At 52.7% G+C, this 17,284-nt stretch carries 18 protein-coding genes, 2 rRNA genes and 1 other RNA gene; 18 read left to right on the top strand and 3 right to left on the bottom strand.

Translation table 11 applies throughout. The features are described from left to right. From CPA50_RS16050 to CPA50_RS15985, 14 genes are all read left to right on the top strand, one after another. Window positions 1-386 (top strand): 23S ribosomal RNA (locus CPA50_RS16050); the annotation flags it as partial. Between the two features lie 84 nt (window positions 387-470). Further along, a 5S ribosomal RNA gene (gene rrf / locus CPA50_RS16045) occupies window positions 471-585 on the top strand. 145 nt (window positions 586-730) lie between these two features. Then, window positions 731-2,281: a 2-isopropylmalate synthase gene (locus tag CPA50_RS16040; RefSeq protein WP_096783521.1), complete on the top strand. Its 1,551-nt coding sequence runs from the start codon at window positions 731-733 to the stop codon at window positions 2,279-2,281. A gap of 55 nt (window positions 2,282-2,336) precedes the next feature. Continuing rightward, window positions 2,337-3,158, top strand: a complete 822-nt coding sequence (locus tag CPA50_RS16035) for a hypothetical protein (protein ID WP_096783520.1) — start codon at window positions 2,337-2,339, stop codon at window positions 3,156-3,158. After that, entirely contained in the window at window positions 3,125-3,646 is a 522-nt protein-coding gene (gene rimI, locus CPA50_RS16030) for a ribosomal protein S18-alanine N-acetyltransferase (protein ID WP_227519679.1), read from the top strand. The genes CPA50_RS16035 and rimI overlap by 34 nt, the downstream gene beginning before the upstream one ends. Before the next feature lie 87 nt (window positions 3,647-3,733). Further along, on the top strand, window positions 3,734-5,314 hold the full coding sequence (prfC, locus tag CPA50_RS16025) for a peptide chain release factor 3 (RefSeq protein WP_096783519.1): 1,581 nt from the start codon (window positions 3,734-3,736) through the stop codon (window positions 5,312-5,314). Between the two features lie 22 nt (window positions 5,315-5,336). Beyond that, window positions 5,337-6,113: a TatD family hydrolase gene (locus tag CPA50_RS16020; RefSeq protein ID WP_096783558.1), complete on the top strand. Its 777-nt coding sequence runs from the start codon at window positions 5,337-5,339 to the stop codon at window positions 6,111-6,113. A gap of 208 nt (window positions 6,114-6,321) precedes the next feature. Further along, a complete protein-coding gene (gene rplM, locus CPA50_RS16015; RefSeq protein WP_096783518.1) occupies window positions 6,322-6,750 on the top strand; it encodes a 50S ribosomal protein L13 in 429 nt (142 codons plus the stop codon). A gap of 12 nt (window positions 6,751-6,762) precedes the next feature. Further along, the gene (gene rpsI, locus CPA50_RS16010; protein WP_096783517.1) at window positions 6,763-7,155 is read left to right on the top strand and encodes a 30S ribosomal protein S9; all 393 of its coding nucleotides are present in this window, start codon (window positions 6,763-6,765) and stop codon (window positions 7,153-7,155) included. Between the two features lie 244 nt (window positions 7,156-7,399). Further along, complete coding sequence (gene petA, locus CPA50_RS16005) at window positions 7,400-7,993, top strand: ubiquinol-cytochrome c reductase iron-sulfur subunit (protein ID WP_096783516.1); 594 nt, start codon at window positions 7,400-7,402, stop codon at window positions 7,991-7,993. Further along, on the top strand, window positions 7,993-9,225 hold the full coding sequence (locus tag CPA50_RS16000; protein ID WP_096783515.1) for a cytochrome b: 1,233 nt from the start codon (window positions 7,993-7,995) through the stop codon (window positions 9,223-9,225). Before petA ends, CPA50_RS16000 begins: the two co-directional genes overlap by 1 nt. Beyond that, window positions 9,225-9,980, top strand: coding sequence for a cytochrome c1 (locus CPA50_RS15995; protein WP_096783514.1), 756 nt, complete (start codon window positions 9,225-9,227; stop codon window positions 9,978-9,980). Before CPA50_RS16000 ends, CPA50_RS15995 begins: the two co-directional genes overlap by 1 nt. A gap of 109 nt (window positions 9,981-10,089) precedes the next feature. Further along, entirely contained in the window at window positions 10,090-10,719 is a 630-nt protein-coding gene (locus CPA50_RS15990) for a glutathione S-transferase N-terminal domain-containing protein (RefSeq protein WP_096783513.1), read from the top strand. A 60-nt stretch (window positions 10,720-10,779) separates the two neighbouring features. Next, complete coding sequence (locus CPA50_RS15985) at window positions 10,780-11,193, top strand: ClpXP protease specificity-enhancing factor (RefSeq protein ID WP_227519693.1); 414 nt, start codon at window positions 10,780-10,782, stop codon at window positions 11,191-11,193. A gap of 52 nt (window positions 11,194-11,245) precedes the next feature. Here CPA50_RS15985 and CPA50_RS15980 read toward each other — a convergent pair whose 3' ends face one another. The 3 genes from CPA50_RS15980 to CPA50_RS15970 are packed head-to-tail and all read right to left on the bottom strand — an operon-like array spanning window position 11,246 to window position 14,097. Further along, window positions 11,246-11,836 (bottom strand): SIS domain-containing protein, encoded by a 591-nt coding sequence (locus CPA50_RS15980; protein ID WP_096783511.1) that lies wholly within the window; start codon window positions 11,834-11,836, stop codon window positions 11,246-11,248. A gap of 6 nt (window positions 11,837-11,842) precedes the next feature. Next, window positions 11,843-12,211 carry a YraN family protein gene (locus tag CPA50_RS15975; protein WP_096783510.1) on the bottom strand — a complete coding sequence of 123 codons (369 nt, stop codon included), beginning with the start codon at window positions 12,209-12,211 and terminating at the stop codon, window positions 11,843-11,845. A gap of 29 nt (window positions 12,212-12,240) precedes the next feature. Continuing rightward, window positions 12,241-14,097, bottom strand: coding sequence for a penicillin-binding protein activator (locus CPA50_RS15970; protein WP_096783557.1), 1,857 nt, complete (start codon window positions 14,095-14,097; stop codon window positions 12,241-12,243). Between the two features lie 132 nt (window positions 14,098-14,229). Here CPA50_RS15970 and rsmI point away from each other — a divergent pair, with 132 nt between their 5' ends. From rsmI to rsmH, 4 genes are all read left to right on the top strand, one after another. Then, entirely contained in the window at window positions 14,230-15,126 is an 897-nt protein-coding gene (gene rsmI, locus CPA50_RS15965; protein WP_227519678.1) for a 16S rRNA (cytidine(1402)-2'-O)-methyltransferase, read from the top strand. 57 nt (window positions 15,127-15,183) lie between these two features. Then, window positions 15,184-15,545, top strand: an RNA gene (gene rnpB, locus CPA50_RS15960) — RNase P RNA component class A. Between the two features lie 306 nt (window positions 15,546-15,851). Continuing rightward, entirely contained in the window at window positions 15,852-16,304 is a 453-nt protein-coding gene (gene mraZ / locus CPA50_RS15955; RefSeq protein WP_096783509.1) for a division/cell wall cluster transcriptional repressor MraZ, read from the top strand. Then, a complete protein-coding gene (gene rsmH / locus CPA50_RS15950; RefSeq protein WP_096783508.1) occupies window positions 16,301-17,284 on the top strand; it encodes a 16S rRNA (cytosine(1402)-N(4))-methyltransferase RsmH in 984 nt (327 codons plus the stop codon). The genes mraZ and rsmH overlap by 4 nt, the downstream gene beginning before the upstream one ends.

Below are 17,284 nucleotides of genomic sequence, written 5' to 3'. Positions count from 1 at the left end.
TCCTGGGGCTGAAGCCGGTCCCAAGGGTATGGCTGTTCGCCATTTAAAGTGGTACGCGTGCTGGGTTTAGAACGTCGTGAGACAGTTCGGTCCCTATCTGCCGTGGACGTTGGAGATTTGAGGAAAGCTGCTCCTAGTACGAGAGGACCGGAGTGGACGAACCGCTGGTGTTCCAGTTGTCTCGCCAGAGGCATTGCTGGGTAGCTACGTTCGGACAGGATAACCGCTGAAAGCATCTAAGCGGGAAGCCCCTTCCAAGATGAGATCTCCCTGAGGCCTTGAGCCTCCTGAAGAGCCGTTCAAGACCAGGACGTTGATAGGTCGGGTGTGTAAGCGCTGCGAGGCGTTGAGCTAACCGATACTAATTGCTCGTGCGGCTTGACTATATAACACCCAAGACAATTGCGGATTTCGCAACGAAAAAATCAATATTGCTGTTCTTTCTCATCCCCCAGTGATCGACCGTTTTGTCTGACGACCATAGCGGCCTGGTACCACCTGATCCCATCCCGAACTCAGAAGTGAAACAGGCCTGCGCCGATGGTAGTGTGGCATTGCCCATGTGAGAGTAGGTCATCGTCAGACTCTTAATACCAAAAACCCCCTGCGGAACACCGCAGGGGGTTTTTTTTGTCTGAAAATTACGCCTCATGTCCGGGCAACGCTGCTCCCTTATACGTCCCGGTGATATACTGCCGTTATAACGCCAAATTCGATATGGAGCACCTCAATGTCTGGCAACGATCATCTGGTTATATTTGATACGACTCTCCGTGATGGTGAGCAAAGCCCCGGCGCCACTATGAACAAGACGGAGAAGCTTCGGATCGCCAAGGCTCTCGAGAAGTTAAGAGTGGATGTGATCGAAGCTGGTTTTGCTATTGCCAGTCAGGGTGACTTCGAAGCGGTCAAGTCGATCGCAGAGACTATAAAAGAATCAACAGTCTGTAGCCTTGCGCGAGCCCTGGATGTGGATATTGATCGTGCGGCTGAGGCTATTCGCCCCGCAGAGAGAGGGCGAATCCATACGTTTATTGCGACCTCTCCTATTCACATGAAGTACAAGCTGCAAATACAGCCAGATGAGGTGATTGAGCAGGCCGTCCGGGCAGTAAAACGTGCCCGGGGTCATGTCGATGATGTTGAGTTCTCCTGCGAAGATGCTGGCCGCTCGGAACTGGATTTTCTTTGCCGCATCATTGAGGCGGCCATTGATGCCGGCGCTAACACTATCAACATTCCGGACACCGTCGGTTATGCAATTCCTGAGCAATTCGCGGAAACCATTCATCAATTGCTCAATCGCATTCCCAACGCGGACAAGGCGGTTTTTTCAGTGCATTGCCACAATGACCTTGGGCTTGCAGTTGCAAACTCCCTCGCTGCAGTAACCCGGGGAGCCCGACAGGTAGAGTGCACAATCAATGGTCTGGGTGAGCGTGCAGGTAACGCCTCCCTGGAAGAGATCGTTATGGCCGTTCGTACCCGTCAGGATTTTTTCAATCTGGATACCCGGATAAATGCTCAGCATATAGTGCCGGCTTCACGCCTGGTCTCCACTATTACCGGGTTTCCTGTACAGCCAAACAAAGCCATAGTCGGAGCTAACGCATTTGCCCATGAGTCGGGTATTCACCAGGATGGTGTGCTCAAACATCGCGAAACATACGAGATCATGCGGGCAGAGGATGTCGGCTGGCACACCAATAGTCTTGTGCTGGGCAAGCATTCTGGTCGTAACGCATTCCGTACGCGATTGCTGGAGCTTGGCATTCAGTTTGAAACTGAAACAGAGCTTAATGAGGCGTTCACCCGCTTTAAGGCGCTGGCTGATCTGAAGCATGAAATCTTTGACGAAGATCTGCAAGCTATCGCAAGTGATACCAGGCAGAAAGATGAAGACGGCCGTTATGGTTTGGTCTGTCTTCAGGTTTGCTCTGAAACGGGCGTTGTTCCCAAGGCCATTATGACACTGACGATGGACGGAGAAGAGCACCGGGTCGAAGCTGAAGGTAGTGGCCCGGTAGACGCAACATTCAAGGCCATTGAGTCGCTTGTTGACTCTGGTTGTAATCTCCAGCTCTACTCAGTGAATAACATTACCAGCGGCACCGATGCTCAAGGGGAGGTTACTGTCCGCTTGGGGCGTGGTGGCCGGATTGTTAACGGGGTTGGTGCGGATACAGATATTATTATTGCCTCCGCCAAGGCCTATATCGAAGCTCTTAACCTGATCAGTCGTGGTGGTATCAGGCAGCATCCCCAGGTGGCAGATGTTTGAAGTTACGCTATGCCTATTGGTTCATGCAGATTCAGAACATCAGCCGGTTGCTTGAATGACCCCGACAGAAGTTCATAGGCAGTTCTATCTCGGCGCTGCAGGTATCCGTTTGTGGTATGCCCGAGAGCCGTTGCCGGGTGCGGCACCGAGCCTGGAGTTTGAGATCCCTGAACCAGACATGCCTGTCTGGCCTCAGCTCACGGCTCCGGGAAGCTCGCTGAGTAAAGGGTCGGGCACAGCCAATCGCGTGCCCGGCTCTGTTCCTCTTCCGTCCGCCGGGCCTGATCAGCGTGGGGGCCAGCGGATCGCAGGTCTTCAGGCCTTGATGGAGCAAAAGGAAGGTGCAGATGGCAAAGAACCCTCAGCACAAAAAAGTCCGGTAAAAGCGGGTTTGCCGTCAGGTGATGAGCAGGGCGCTGCCGGACCAATGCCAGTGCCTCAGGTTCCTTTAGCTCAAATGCCAAACCTGAATATCCGCGTGTTTTCGGGAGAGGGGCACGTTCTGATAGCGGATATCTCCAAGGACGCGAGCCTTGGTCTGCAGGAGGCTCTTGCAGAAAATATATTGAAGAGTCTTGGAGATGTGCAGTTGGGGTCAGCTAAATGGGTTCAGTGGCCGGTCTTCAATAATCGTCTGGTGGCAGGGCGGGGGCATGCTGATCTGGTATCCATAATTAAGAATATTCTGTCTGATTCCACCAGCAAGAAGTTGATTGTTCTTGGCTCTGGTGTCATGGGAGGCAGTGATGGCTGGTTGGCCGAAGCCCTTGAGCGTGCTCCCGATATTGAGTCTGAGTATTCTCTCGCAGAGCTTGCCAGCAATTCGGGCTTCAAGCGATCCTTGTGGCAAAAGCTGAAATCGGTGGTCAGAGTATGATGCAAGCCATAGGCGATTCATGTTCTGCTGTTTCGGAGCCGGAACTGGAGATACGGCCGCTGGAGTCCGGAGATCTCCCCGAGGTGATGAATATTGAGCTTCAGGGATACTCTCATCCCTGGACTGAAGGGATCTTTCAGGATTGCTTCAAACCGGGCTATCGTTTGTGGGGGGTAGACGAAGATGGGGTGCTGGCCGGATATGCGGTGGTATCCTATGTGCTTGATGAGGTCCATCTCCTGAACCTTTGTGTTCACCCTGGATTTCGTGGGCGGGGAGTCGGGCGGCTTTTGCTGCGCCATCTTGTGAAAGAAGCAAGCCGGGAGGACATGAACCAGATTATTCTGGAAGTCAGACTGAGTAACAACATTGCGAGCAAGCTCTATCGTAGCGAAGGGTTTGAGGAAATCGGCCGTCGCCGCCGCTACTATCCCGCCGCTTCGGGGTGGGAGGACGCCCGGGTAATGGCGCTGTTATTGCAGCCCTGATGGTTGTTGCTTCTGTTCGCGTAATCACTTCTTAGCCCCTATAATGGCTGCCTTTTCCGAACATCTGATGCAGGTTGCTTTTCAACAATGTCTCACCTTTCCCAGGAAGTGGCTAAACGTCGTACCTTTGCGATCATCTCTCACCCGGACGCAGGTAAAACTACGATTACCGAAAAGGTCCTTTTATTCGGACACGCTATACAGAGAGCTGGCACGGTCAAAGGTAAAAAGTCCGGTCAGCATGCGAAATCTGACTGGATGGAGATGGAAAAGGAACGTGGGATCTCTGTAACGACATCCGTGATGCAGTTTCCGTACGGTGGCAAACTTGTGAACCTGCTGGATACCCCGGGTCACGAGGACTTCTCGGAGGATACTTACCGCACCCTCACAGCTGTAGATTCCTGCCTGATGGTAATAGACAGCGCTAAAGGTGTTGAGGAACGTACCATCAAGCTTATGGAGGTAACGCGTCTCCGGGATACGCCGATTTTGACCTTCATGAACAAACTGGATCGTGATACCCGCGATCCGGTTGAGCTTATGGATGAAGTAGAAGATGTTCTGAAGATAGCCTGTGCGCCGATTACCTGGCCCATTGGAATGGGAAAGAATTTCAAGGGTGTATATCACCTTCTTCGTGACGAGGTGATCCTGTATCAAAGTGGACATGGCCATGCGATTCAGGATGTGCGGGTGATCAGCGGGCTGGATAATCCGGAACTCGATACGGCAATTGGCGATTATGCTCGGGATTTGCGGGATGAGGTCGAGCTGGTGAAGGGGGCCTCTCATGAGTTTGATCTGGACGCATTTCTGGCGGGTGAGCTCACTCCGGTGTTTTTTGGTACCGCGTTAGGAAATTTTGGTGTGGATCATATGCTGGATGGACTCGTCGACTGGGCTCCCACGCCTCAGCCCCGGGAGACGGATCAGAGGCTGGTCCAGCCCGATGATGAAGCATTCACAGGTTTTGTCTTCAAGATTCAGGCTAATATGGATCCTCAGCATCGGGACAGGGTCGCATTTATGCGCATTGTATCTGGTCAATACAGCCAGGGTATGAAAGCTCGTCACGTGAGGATTGCTAAAGATGTACGCTTTTCTGATGCTTTGACTTTTATGGCGGGAGATCGTGAGCATGCCGAAGAGGCTTATGCCGGCGATATTATCGGCCTGCATAACCATGGCACGATCCAGCTGGGGGACACCTTTACCGCCGGCGAAGACATGAAGTTTACTGGTATTCCGAATTTCGCACCGGAATTGTTCCGTCGAATTCGCCTGAAGGACCCGCTGAAGGCGAAGCAGCTTCAGAAGGGCTTGATTCAGCTCTCCGAAGAAGGAGCTGTTCAGGTTTTCCGGCCCTTGCGTAACAACGATCTGATCGTCGGTGCAGTTGGTGTACTCCAGTTTGATGTGGTTGTCAGTCGCCTGAAAACAGAATACAAGGTTGAAGCTGTCTATGAGCCGATTAACGTAGCTACCGCACGCTGGGTGACCTGCTCGGACGATCGCAAACTGGATGAATTCCAGCGCAAGAGCAATGACAATCTTGCACTCGATGGTGGGGACCGGTTAGCGTATATCGCTCCTACCATGGTAAACCTGAATCTTGCTCAGGAGCGTTTTCCGGACATTGAGTTCCACAAAACCCGGGAGCACTGACGAGCCTGCGGTGAAATCGATTTTGAAGTTAGTTGACGCTCATTGCCACTTTGATTTTCCACAGTTTGATGGGCGTCGGGCCGAGGAGCTTCGGGCTGCGTCATTGGCTGGTGTTGTCGGGTTGGTTATTCCTGGTGTGCGCCGTCCTGACTGGAGCCGTGTTCGCGGCACGGCCCGGGCTCACGCTGGTCTGTTTTACTGTCTTGGAATCCATCCGTGGTTCGTCAGTGAGCACTCTGCCGAAGATCTTGAGGCGTTGGATGGCCTTCTGGGAGCGAAACCTGACCGATGCGTAGCTGTCGGCGAATGTGGGCTGGACAAACTGCATGGTGATCTGGCAGTGCAGCAACCCTGGTTTGAAGCCCAGGTGGGAATGGCCTCAAAGTTTGATTTTCCGCTGATTATCCATTCGGTTAAAACTCACGATGAGGTTTGCGCCACTCTGAGGCGTCTCAACTGGAGCGGCAAGGCTCTGCTACATGGTTTCTCCGGTAGCTATCAGCAGGCAGTAAAGTTGATTGGCCAAGGATGCTGCATTGGAGTGGGAGGGATAATTACGCATCCTCGATCACACAAAACCCGGGATACAGTTGCCCGCCTGCCTCTGGAATCTCTGGTGCTTGAAACTGATGCGCCGGATATGGCCCCACATGGTGTTGTTGCAGGTGAGAACTCACCTGTTTATCTGCACAGGATTCTGGAGTGTCTTGCCGAAATTCGAGGTGAGCGACCGGAATATCTGGCTTCTGTATTGCTCTCAAATACAGAGGCACTATATGGTAAATCGTTGTGGCAATAGCTGAATTATAAAACAGTGCATTTCAGGGTTGGATTTAAATAATCGTTCGAGTATACTTCGCGCCCTGGCTTTTCAAGGTGATGTCACTATCTCAGCCCCGAATAGTGTCACTGCCGATCAAATTACAGGTACAGAACCTCTTCCGGGTGTAATACACTTTCGGTGGTGGTTTTTAACGTTTCTTTTTATAGCGTTCAAGGCGGAATCAATGAAGACTCTGAGTGCGAAACCAGAAACCGTAAAACGTGACTGGTACGTTGTAGACGCAGCCGGCAAGACGCTGGGTCGTCTGTCAACCGAAATCGCCCGTCGTCTGCGGGGCAAGCATAAGCCTGAGTATACCCCTCATGTAGACACTGGCGATTACATTGTTGTGATCAATGCGGGCCAGGTGCGGGTTACCGGCAAAAAGTCATCTGATAAGATGTACTACAGTCATACCGGCTTTCCGGGTGGAATCAAATCCATCAGCTTCGAGAAGCTGGTCGACAAGGCGCCTGAGCAGGTTATTCAGAAGTCTGTAAAAGGCATGCTTCCGAAGGGCCCGCTTGGTCGTGCCATGTTCAAGAAGCTGAAAATCTATGCAGGCGCTGAGCATCCTCATACAGCCCAGCAGCCCAAAGAACTCGACATTTAACGGAAGGCGGATATGTCTGTAGCACAAAATTACGGTACTGGTCGCCGCAAAACGTCCACGGCTCGGGTGTTTATCAAGCCGGGAAGCGGTAACATTTCTATCAATGGTCGCACTATCGAAGATTTTTTCGGTCGTGAGACTCTGCGTATGATCGTGCGTCAACCTCTGGTTGTAGCAGAATCTGCAGATCGCTTTGATATCAACATCACTGTCAAAGGTGGCGGTATCAGTGGTCAGGCGGGTGCTATTCGCCACGGTCTGACTCGTGCTCTGATGGATTACGATGAAACTCTGCGTCCGGCAATGCGTAAAGCGGGTTATGTAACCCGTGATGCTCGCGAAGTTGAGCGTAAGAAAGTTGGTCTGCGTAAGGCGCGTAAGCGTCCTCAGTACTCCAAGCGTTAAGTCTCGCTGGAGCAGATCTCAGGAAAACCCGGCTATTTTGGTCGGGTTTTTTTGTTTCAGGGTCAATGGTTGTCAAATTGATCTGGAGCAGAGAAGAGGCTCTGTCAGCGGCTTTCTCACTTGTAAGGACATGGTAATTTCATTACCATTTGAGCGCTTATATTTTTGGATTGTGAAGTTCTTTTCGATGCACACTGTCGGCTGTCTTGCGGGCTGTGACATCGCCTGATGGGAGAAAACCATAATGAATAATGGCGACGTGAGCCAAGGTCGGCGCCGATTTCTTATCGGCGCTACGGCTGCGGTAGGTGGAGTCGGCGTCGTCGGTGCGGCAGTCCCTTTCGTGGCATCCTGGAATCCCAGTGCCAAGGCAGAGGCGGCTGGTGCGCCGGTAACCGTCAATATCAGTAAGATTGAACCGGGTCAACAGGTCACCGTTGAGTGGCGGGGTATGCCAGTCTGGCTTATCCGTCGTACAGACGAAATGGTGAGCAACATAGAAAAGCTTGATGGCAAGGTGAAGGATCCTCAGTCTGAATCCCCGCAACAGCCAGAATATATTGGCGGGGTCCTGCGGTCTCTCAAGCCTGAGATGGCAGTTCTTGTCGGTCTTTGTACCCATCTGGGTTGTGTGCCGTCCTATCGTCCGGAGATTGCTCCTGCAGACCTGGGAGATGAGTGGCTTGGAGGATTGTTCTGTCCTTGTCACGGCTCCCGCTATGATCTGGCAGGGCGGGTCTATACGGCTCAGCCTGCACCCCTGAATTTGCAGGTTCCGCCTCATCGGTATGACGATGACGTGACTCTTACGATTGGTCTTGATCCGGAGGCAGCGTAATGCAGAAACTTCTTAATTGGGTAGACGAGCGTCTGCCGGTTGTCGATGCCTGGAATAATCATCTGGCAAAATATTACGCGCCGAAAAACTTCAACTTCTGGTATTTTTTCGGTTCTCTGGCAATGCTGGTGCTGGTCAATCAGTTGGTAACCGGTATCTGGCTTACCATGAGCTACAACCCGACAGGTGAGGGTGCGTTCGCTTCTGTTGAGTACATCATGCGTGATGTCCAGTGGGGATGGCTCTTGCGGTACCTGCACTCCACGGGGGCGTCGGCGTTCTTTATTGTGGTTTATCTCCACATGTTCCGTGGCCTGATGTACGGTTCCTATCAGAAGCCTCGCGAGCTGATCTGGCTGTTTGGTATGCTGATTTATCTGGTCCTGATGGCAGAAGCTTTCATGGGCTATCTGCTGCCTTGGGGGCAGATGTCCTACTGGGGCGCGCAGGTAATTGTAAATCTGTTTGGCGCTATTCCTGTTATCGGTGAAGATCTCTCTTTGTGGATCCGTGGTGATTACCTGATTTCCGGTATTACCCTGAACCGCTTCTTTGCCTTGCATGTGGTGGCGCTGCCGATCGTTCTGCTTGGCCTGGTTGTTCTTCACATTCTTGCTTTGCATGAAGTGGGTTCCAACAACCCCGACGGTATCGATATCAAGAAGAACAAGGATGAAAATGGTATACCCAAAGACGGTATTCCGTTCCATCCCTATTACTCTGTGCACGATCTCGTGGGTGTGGCAGTTTTCTTCTTTATCTTCTTTATCGTAGTGTTCTTCTTCCCGGAGATGGGTGGTCTCTTTATCGAGAAGCCTAACTTTGAACCTGCGAACGCGCTGAAAACGCCTGCGCACATTGCGCCTGTCTGGTACTTCACACCCTTCTACGCCATGTTGCGTGCGGTTACGGTTGATCTGTTCGGCCTGTCTGCGAAATTCTGGGGTGTTGTAGTCATGGGTGGGGCGATTGCGATTCTGTTTGTGCTGCCCTGGCTGGACAGAAGTCCGGTGCGCTCTATCCGTTATAAGGGGTGGCTGAGCAAGATCGCGCTGGCGCTGTTTACAGTAAGCTTCGTTGTTCTGGGTTACCTGGGTCTTGTACCTGCAACTGAAGGTCGTACCACTGTGGCCCAGATTCTGACGGTCGTGTACTTCCTATACTTCATTCTGATGCCGTTCTACACGCGCATGGAGAACACCAAGCCAGTACCAGAGAGGGTGACAGGATAATGAGAAAGCTGATTTTTGGTCTTTTCATCGCAATCCTGCCGGTTCTCGGGCTGGCAGCCGGTGATGGTGTCCCGCTTGATCACATTGAAACGGACCACACCGATAAGGCATCTCTTCAGCGTGGTGCCGCTATGTTCACGAACTATTGCATGGGGTGTCACTCCATGGAATATGCTCGTTACAAGCGGGTTGCCGAAGATCTTGAGATTCCTATCGACTTGTATGAAGAGAATCTCATCTTCACCGGCGCCCAGATTGGCGAGCTGATGAAGAACTCCATGAACAAGGACATGGCTGCCGACTGGTTTGGTGCTCCCCCGCCAGATCTTTCTCTGGAAAGCCGTCTGCGCGGTGAATCCTGGGTCTACTCCTATCTGAGGGGTTTCTATAAAGACGAAACCCGGCCGTTGGGGGTAAACAACGTGGTGTTCGACAAAGTTGGCATGCCCCATGTCCTGGTCGACCTTCAGGGGCTCTGTGCGGTTAAGCCTAATATTGGTCATGCGCCCAGCGTTGAGCCACTGAGTGGTAACATCAAGAATGCAAGTGCTTGCCCTGAGTATGCCATTGAAGGGAGTATGTCTGGAGTAGAGTTCGACCGTGCCATGTACGATCTGACGAACTTCATGTCCTACATGGCGGATCCGATCAAAGTTGAGCGTGAGCGTCTTGGGATTTTCGTTTTAATCTTTGTAGCTATTTTCTTTGTATTCGCCTACCTGCTCAATCGTGAGTACTGGAAGGACGTACACTAAGAAATAGGGTATAATCCTGTTCCCTGAGTTCCAGTGGGCGTTAACCGGCCCGCTGGAATTTTTGCGTTTTTCAGGATCATTTCGGTTTGTTTACTCGTGAGGTAGTTCTATGGGCGTTGTGACTAAGCGGTCATCGATGACGTTTTTCTCGGATCCAGCCAGCCACTATAGCCACAGGGTGCGCATTGTATTGGCGGAGAAGGGTGTTACCGTTGATGTCGTTGATGTTGATCCGGACAATCCGCCAGCCGAACTGGCTGATCTGAATCCGTATAATGCCCTGCCGACTCTGGTGGATCGTGATCTGGTTCTGTATGAGCCTAATATCATGATGGAATACCTTGATGAGCGTTTCCCGCATCCTCCCTTGTTGCCGGTCTATCCGGTTGCCCGTGCCAATAGCCGGTTGATGATCCATCGGATTCAGAAGGACTGGTGTGGTTTGGTGGATCAGATTCTGGGTCAGCCAAATGTCAAAGCTTCGGAAGTTGCCCGTAAAGAGCTTCGTGAAAGCCTTCTTGCCACAGCGCCATTATTCGGTGAAATGCCATTTTTCCTCTCCGAGGAGTTCACCATTGTTGATTGCTGTATTGCTCCTATCCTCTGGCGTTTGCCGTCATTGGGTATAGAGCTTAATGACAAGCAAGCCAAGCCGGTGCATAAATATATGGAGAGCATATTTGGCCGTGAAGGTTTCAAGGCGAGCCTCTCTGATCTTGAAGAAGACATCCGTAGCTGATTTGGCGGGTATCCCGCTATACGGAACAGGAGGCAAGCAGTGTCTGATAACAGGATCACCATGACATCCAGTCGTCCGTATCTGGTGAGGGCATTTAATGAGTGGATACTGGATAACGACTGCACACCCTATATAGTGGTGGACGCAGGGGTTCAGGGTGTTCAGGTGCCCACTGAGCACGTAGCGAACGGACAGATTGTTTTGAATGTCAGTCCTGGCGCTGTGCGTGGATTGGTAGTGGGTAATGGAGCGTTGGAGTTCAGTGCCCGCTTCGGCGGTGTGCCTATGCAAGTATTTATCCCGCTTCAGGCAGTGATGGCTATTTACGCCAAGGAAAACGGTGAAGGTATGGTGTTCGGCAGCGAACCCGGCTCTCCGGATCCTGACGGCACTAATGACAGGGAAGGAGCGGGGCAGTCTGGAGGTCAGGAAGAGCGTCCATCGGGTAGGCCCACTCTGAAGGTTGTTAAGTAGGTAGAGGGCCATAACTGTTTACATAAAAAGCCGGCAAATGCCGGCTTTTTTGTCAGCCTCCGAACAGTTTCCCATCTACCAGTGAGCACAGGGCATTGATCGATAGCAGCAGTAAGGGCGCGGCCTCTGTTGGTGAGAGATCGTTCAGCGCGATTTCATGGTCTTCAGCATGCATAAGTGAGGTGATGTCGGACTTTTCTCTCGCGCTCAGTACCACTACGTTCATTTCCCGGTCGTGAGCAGCCTGTATGGCCTGGATGAGGTTCGCTTTGTGACCGTCGTCAACAATCACGAATAGGAGGTCGCCGGGCTTGCCGATGGCTTTGACCTGGCGTGAAAATGTGTCGTTGAAACGGTTGTCCCGACAAATGGCGGAGTAGGTGGTTGCGTCGGCCCCCAGGTTGATCGCTGGCAGCGCCGGTCGGTCTTGCTCAAAACGATTGAGAAATGCTGTACAGAAATACTGTGCGATTACGTTGGCGTTGCCGTTGGCGCAGGTGATAATTTTCCCGTCATTGAGAAGGGCGCTTACAAAAGCGTCTGCAGCCTGCTCAATAGCAGATCCCACGGTGCTGGCAGCCTGTGCCGTGTGTTCCATATGGCTTGCAAACAATTGGTTGATCAGGTTTCCCGTTTCACTCATCAGAATCTATATGTCCGCCTGGATTGCATTTTTGATCCATTGTACCCGGTATTTTCTAACGGTTCCCGGGCTGATTGCCACTACGTCTATACGGGTCAGGGTATTCCAAAGATTGTGTCTGTGCAGGTAAAAGGCAGCGGCTTTTAGCAGGCGCTGCTGCTTTGGGTAAGAAATTGAGCTTACCGGGTCTACGAGGCTGCCGCTGCCCCGGTAGCGAACTTCAAAAAATACCAGAGTATCCTTGTCCAGCCCTATCAGATCGATTTCGCCACCGCGGTTGTACACGTTGCGTTCCCGGATATCTACGCCGCGAGTCGTGAGGTATCGTGCGGCCACTCCTTCAAAATGGGTCCCGATAGCCTTGCTGCCTTCCATGGCATGACCTGTCCTTTTGTAATGTGGGGTCAGTTTGTCTGGACTTGCTCGTCCACTTCATCAGCGGCATCTGTTTTTTTGAGCAGAAGGTTAGGGGTGCCGCTGCGAATTTGTGCCCAAAGTTGATTTCGATGGATACTACCTTCAGATGTCATGGTGAGTTGCCCTGTCTGGCCATCGACAGTGGCAGTTTGTACCTGGCGTAGCAGGGGCAGACGTTTGCTTAGTTGCCATGCGTCAGCGCCCATCGCAAATAGCCTGCCGAGCTGGCCGCGAGTGCCTGGTAAAACCTTGGCTGCCTCGTCGCGTAATGGATTTTTGCTGTCAAGAATCCATGGGATGTCTGTAAATATCACCTCATTGAGGTCGCGGTCCCGGGCAGGATCTGGTACCCCTTCGTAGATAATGGAAGGTGAGTAAACCGGAAGGTCGCCTCCGAAGTAAAACGCGAAGAGGGGCTTGAGCTGGCGTGCAATCGCAGGTTCAGCCACCATAACGATCGCCTCCGCATCCTGGCGCCGCCTGGGTTCGAATTCTATGTTGAGGCCAATGGTTTGTTCCACTTGAATAGCTCTGTCTCTGGATACCGTAATACCCAGGAGGTCTGCCGTAATTGCGCGCAGGTTATCTTCACGAGAGAATCGTTCGATATCCAGCGCAACTGCGCCATTGAGCTCCATTCGCTTCAGCAAGGCTGTTTCTACCCGATCCCCCCATTCGCCCTGGGGAATGAGTACGAGAACCTGGTTGATATCCTGTTCCTGAAGCCTGTCTGCGATCTGTCGGGCTTCGTCTTCAGCGGAAAGGCCGAACTGGTAGAGCCCTTCCGGTGCCTTTTTGCCTGTAGCCAGGTAGTTGAGGCCGAGAACTGGAACTGGCAGAGTTCTCATGCTTGTAAGGCTCGCCAGCGCTTCTTTCTCAAGAGGGCCTATAATCAGGTCGATACCCTGAGTGGCCAGCTCCTTGTATAACTCATCAAATGGTTGATCCGAGGTATTTATAACACGAATATCGGTCTTGCTGCGGTCTGCGGAATCATCCTGGTAGTAGGCAGCCAGGAAGCCGTCGCGGATGGCCTTGCCGGCGCTGGCCAGGGTTCCCTGGAGGGGCAGGGCCAGTACAATCTTTTCAGGCCGGTTTTCTGCCATGCTTGCAATTAGTTGCAGTTCGGTTGGTAGTATTTGTGCAGCCGGGTGCCCGGGCCAGCTATTCTGCCAGCGACGTATAGCGCGTCCCTGGTCGTCAATGCTCAGTTCGGAGGAGCGTAGGCTGGCAGCGAGTTCAAACCACCCTTCGGTCTCAAAACCGATGGTGTCCTCGCTCCCGGTTACGAGTTTCTGATCCGGAACAGCTTTCAGGAATGCCCAGATCTGGTCGTGAATTTCCTGAGGGTTAACCTTGCCATCTGTTTGTGAAAGAAGCATTAACGTCATGGCGGCGGAAAGACGATCTCCAACCAGCGCATAGGTTTCAGCCTGAAGGCTGGCGGCACGGTTAATAAGGTCTGAGTTGTAACTTTTGAAGTTGTCCGGTGAAAGTGACCTGGTGATTTGGCTGGCCCACTCCCGGTCTTCAAGTGCGACAGCGCTCGCCATGGCAAGTAGCTGCTTTTGTGCCTGCATTGCTGCAACTGGTTGCGCCAGTTGATCGCTCTGCAGTAATGTGCGGGCAGCCTGGTGTTCGCCGCGCTTCTGGAACTGGCTTGCAACCTTCAGCAGGTATTGCTGCGCTGTTTCGGCGTTGCGTTCTTTTGCTGCGAGCTCAAGAGCCTGGGCAGGTGATTGAGCTACGTGCGACTCCAGGTCGACACTGGCGCAACCGGTAAATAACAGGCTTATGGCAAATATTACTGCCAGAGCAGCGTGGCTAATAGGGGTCTTAGTCATGGCAATCTCTATAGATTCCGGAGTTTTGGGCTTGTGGCGCCGATCTGATGGTGGCAAGTTTAACAGCTCCCGGGCCAATTCACATGACGCAGGTGTCATGCTGACGACGTCCCTGCGCGCGAGGCACATATTTTGAAATCTGAATCAGATCAGTTGGCCAGGCAGGCGATAAAAACGGGCGATAATCGAGGCACGCTCTATATCGTCGCGACCCCTATTGGCAATCTTGATGACCTTTCTCCACGTGCTGTCAAAGTGCTTTCGGAGGTAGCTGTCATTGCAGCGGAAGATACCCGTCATAGCGGACGCCTGCTTCAGCACCTTGGTGTTAATAAGCCTTTGCTTGCATTGCATGATCATAATGAGCGCGGAAGGGTTCAGAGTGTGTTGGAGCGGTTGTCTGAAGGGTCGGATGTCGCGTTGATATCAGATGCGGGTACGCCGTTGATCTCAGACCCGGGTTATGTGTTGGTGCGTGAAGCAAGAAGTGAAGGTATCCGGGTGAGCCCGATTCCCGGACCCTGTGCGTTGGTCGCTGCCTTGAGTGCGGCGGGTCTGCCTACCGACCGCTTTCTGTTTGTCGGTTTTTTACCTGCAAAGCGCGCTGGCCGACGTTCAGCGCTGGAAGAACTTCGGAAGGATACGGCAACGCTGGTCTTCTATGAGTCTCCTCACAGGATACTGGATGCAGTGGCGGATATGGCTGAAATCCTGGGGCCGGGCCGCGAAATCGTGCTGGGCCGGGAAATTACAAAAGCTTTCGAGACCTTTTATTCAGGTGAAGCTGCCAAGGTGCTTGTGGAGTTGACAGCGGATCCTCATGGCAGCCGTGGTGAGTTTGTTGTTATGGTTCGTGGCGCCGAAAAGGCCGAAAGCGGTCTGATGGCTGGGGCCCTTGATGTAGAGCGGTTGCTGAGCCTGTTGATGGCGGAAATGCCGCTTAAGAAAGCTGCAAAGATTGCTTCCGAGTTGACCGGTCTGGGTAAAAATGAACTTTACCAGCGGGCGCTTGAGCTCAAGGATAACTGAATCTCTGGAAAGGCGCTTTTTCTTGCATGGGGCTTAGTGCAGGAGTATTGTCTCGCCCGAGCTCGCCAGACAGTCGCCGCCGGTTTATCCGGGGGAGGAAAGTCCGGGCTCCGCAGGGCAAGGTGCCAGGTAACTCCTGGGCGGCGTGAGCCGACGGAAAGTGCAACAGAAAGTAGACCGCCTAAGTGCTCGTGACCAGTTCACGGGTGCCGGTAAGGGTGAAACGGTGCGGTAAGAGCGCACCGCGTGGCTGGCAACAGTCCACGGCGATGGTAAACCCCACCTGGAGCAAGACCAAATAGGAGTCCTATGGCGTGGCCCGCGCTGGACTCGGGTAGGTTGCTTGAGGCCTGTGGTGACGCAGGCCCTAGATGAATGACTGTCCACGACAGAACCCGGCTTATCGGCGAGCTCGCCTTTTTCCTCTTAATTAATGAAGCGTGCCCGCTCTTGTGGCGCGCTTCTTATAGCTAAAAAATCTTAAACCTCTCTTGTCTTCTTCAGACTCTTTTGCAGGTATTTGATTTTCCTTCTTTTCTTTTCCGTAATGTCACCTATTTCTTGCATCAAAGCCCGTAACCTATTGTCATAAAAGGAACTTTTCAAAGAGGGCCGTCGTTTGCGGCGCTTGCATTGTGAATTGCGTGTTTCTATAGTGTGCACAAGTGGAGAAAAGTGGTTTCTAGTGGTTATTTGTGGTTTTCAAGTCTTCAGAGACGGCGTAAATGGGTAATTTTCTCGGCAGTCATGCCATCAATATGGATGCAAAGGGTCGCTTGGCGATCCCCACCAAGGTGCGTGAAAGCCTCGCGCAGGCTTGCGGTGGCCGCATTGTATTGACAGCAAATGCCGATGAAGAGCGGTGTCTGCTGCTTTACCCGGAGCCGGAGTGGGAAATCCTTCGCCCTGAAATCGAGGCTCTCCCCAACATGAATAAAGCTGTGCGGCGACTCCAGAGGCTGCTGCTTGGTAACGCAGCCCCCATGGAAATGGATTCGGCTGGGCGCATTCTTGTGCCGCCTACGTTGCGCAATTATGCCCACCTTGAGAAAAAACTGATGCTGATCGGGCAGGGTAAAAAATTGGAGCTATGGAGTGAGGAGCGTTGGTTTGCGTGGCTTGATGAATCTTCCGGTGATGAGGATATGCCGCCTGAGATGGAGGCGCTTTCTTTATGACCTCTGATCGCAATCAGGAGGCGGGCGCGGAGTTTTCGCATCGCTCGGTTCTTCTGGATTCGGCGGTCGACTATCTGGTCAGCGATTCCGATGGCAAGTATGTGGATGGCACATTCGGTCGTGGTGGCCACAGCCAGCTTATTCTCGGGCGCCTGGGACCGTCAGGTCAGTTGTTGGGTATCGATAAGGATCCTGAAGCGATTCGTGTGGCTGAAGTGTTGGCAGATAACGATTCCCGGTTTGGATATTTCCATGGCTCATTTGCTGAGTTGGGTCGTGCAGTCTCCGACGCTGGCTGGAATGAGGTTGATGGCGTGCTGATGGATTTGGGTGTGTCTTCGCCACAGTTGGATGATGCTTCGAGAGGCTTCAGCTTTATGCGTGAAGGCCCGCTTGATATGCGAATGAATCCGTTGCAGTCGCCAAGTGCGGCCCAGTGGCTGGCGCATGCAGAAGAACGTGAGATTGCTGATGTTATCTGGCGCTACGGGGAGGAGCGGTTTTCCCGCCGTATTGCTCGCCTGATAGTTGAGCGTCGTAAAGAGGCTCCTATCGAAACCACGCTTCAGCTGGCCGCATTGGTGAGCGAGGCGGTAGTGAAAAAAGAGAAGCACAAACACCCGGCAACCCGCACGTTTCAGGCCGTTCGCATTTTTATTAACCGTGAGCTTGAAGATCTGGAGGCTGGGTTGCAGGCGGCGGTAGATAAACTGGCGCCCGGCGGACGGCTGGTTGTTATCAGTTTTCACTCGCTGGAAGACAGGCTGGTAAAGCGCTTTATGCGAGATCTTGCCCGTGGCCCCAGGTTGCCTAAAGGCATACCGGTTACGGCTGAGCAGGAGGCTTCGGACTTCAGGTTGATTGGCAAGGCCAACAAGGCCGGTGCCGGTGAGGTCAGTGAGAACGTTCGTGCCCGTAGCGCTGTTATGCGGGTTCTGGAACGCATCGATAATAGACAGAAATTCCAAGGGAGCGCGTAG

Source organism: Marinobacter sp. ANT_B65 (genome assembly GCF_002407605.1).
In the GTDB taxonomy this organism is placed as follows: Bacteria; Pseudomonadota; Gammaproteobacteria; order Pseudomonadales; family Oleiphilaceae; genus Marinobacter.
This window is presented reverse-complemented; position numbering and strand designations above follow the sequence as displayed.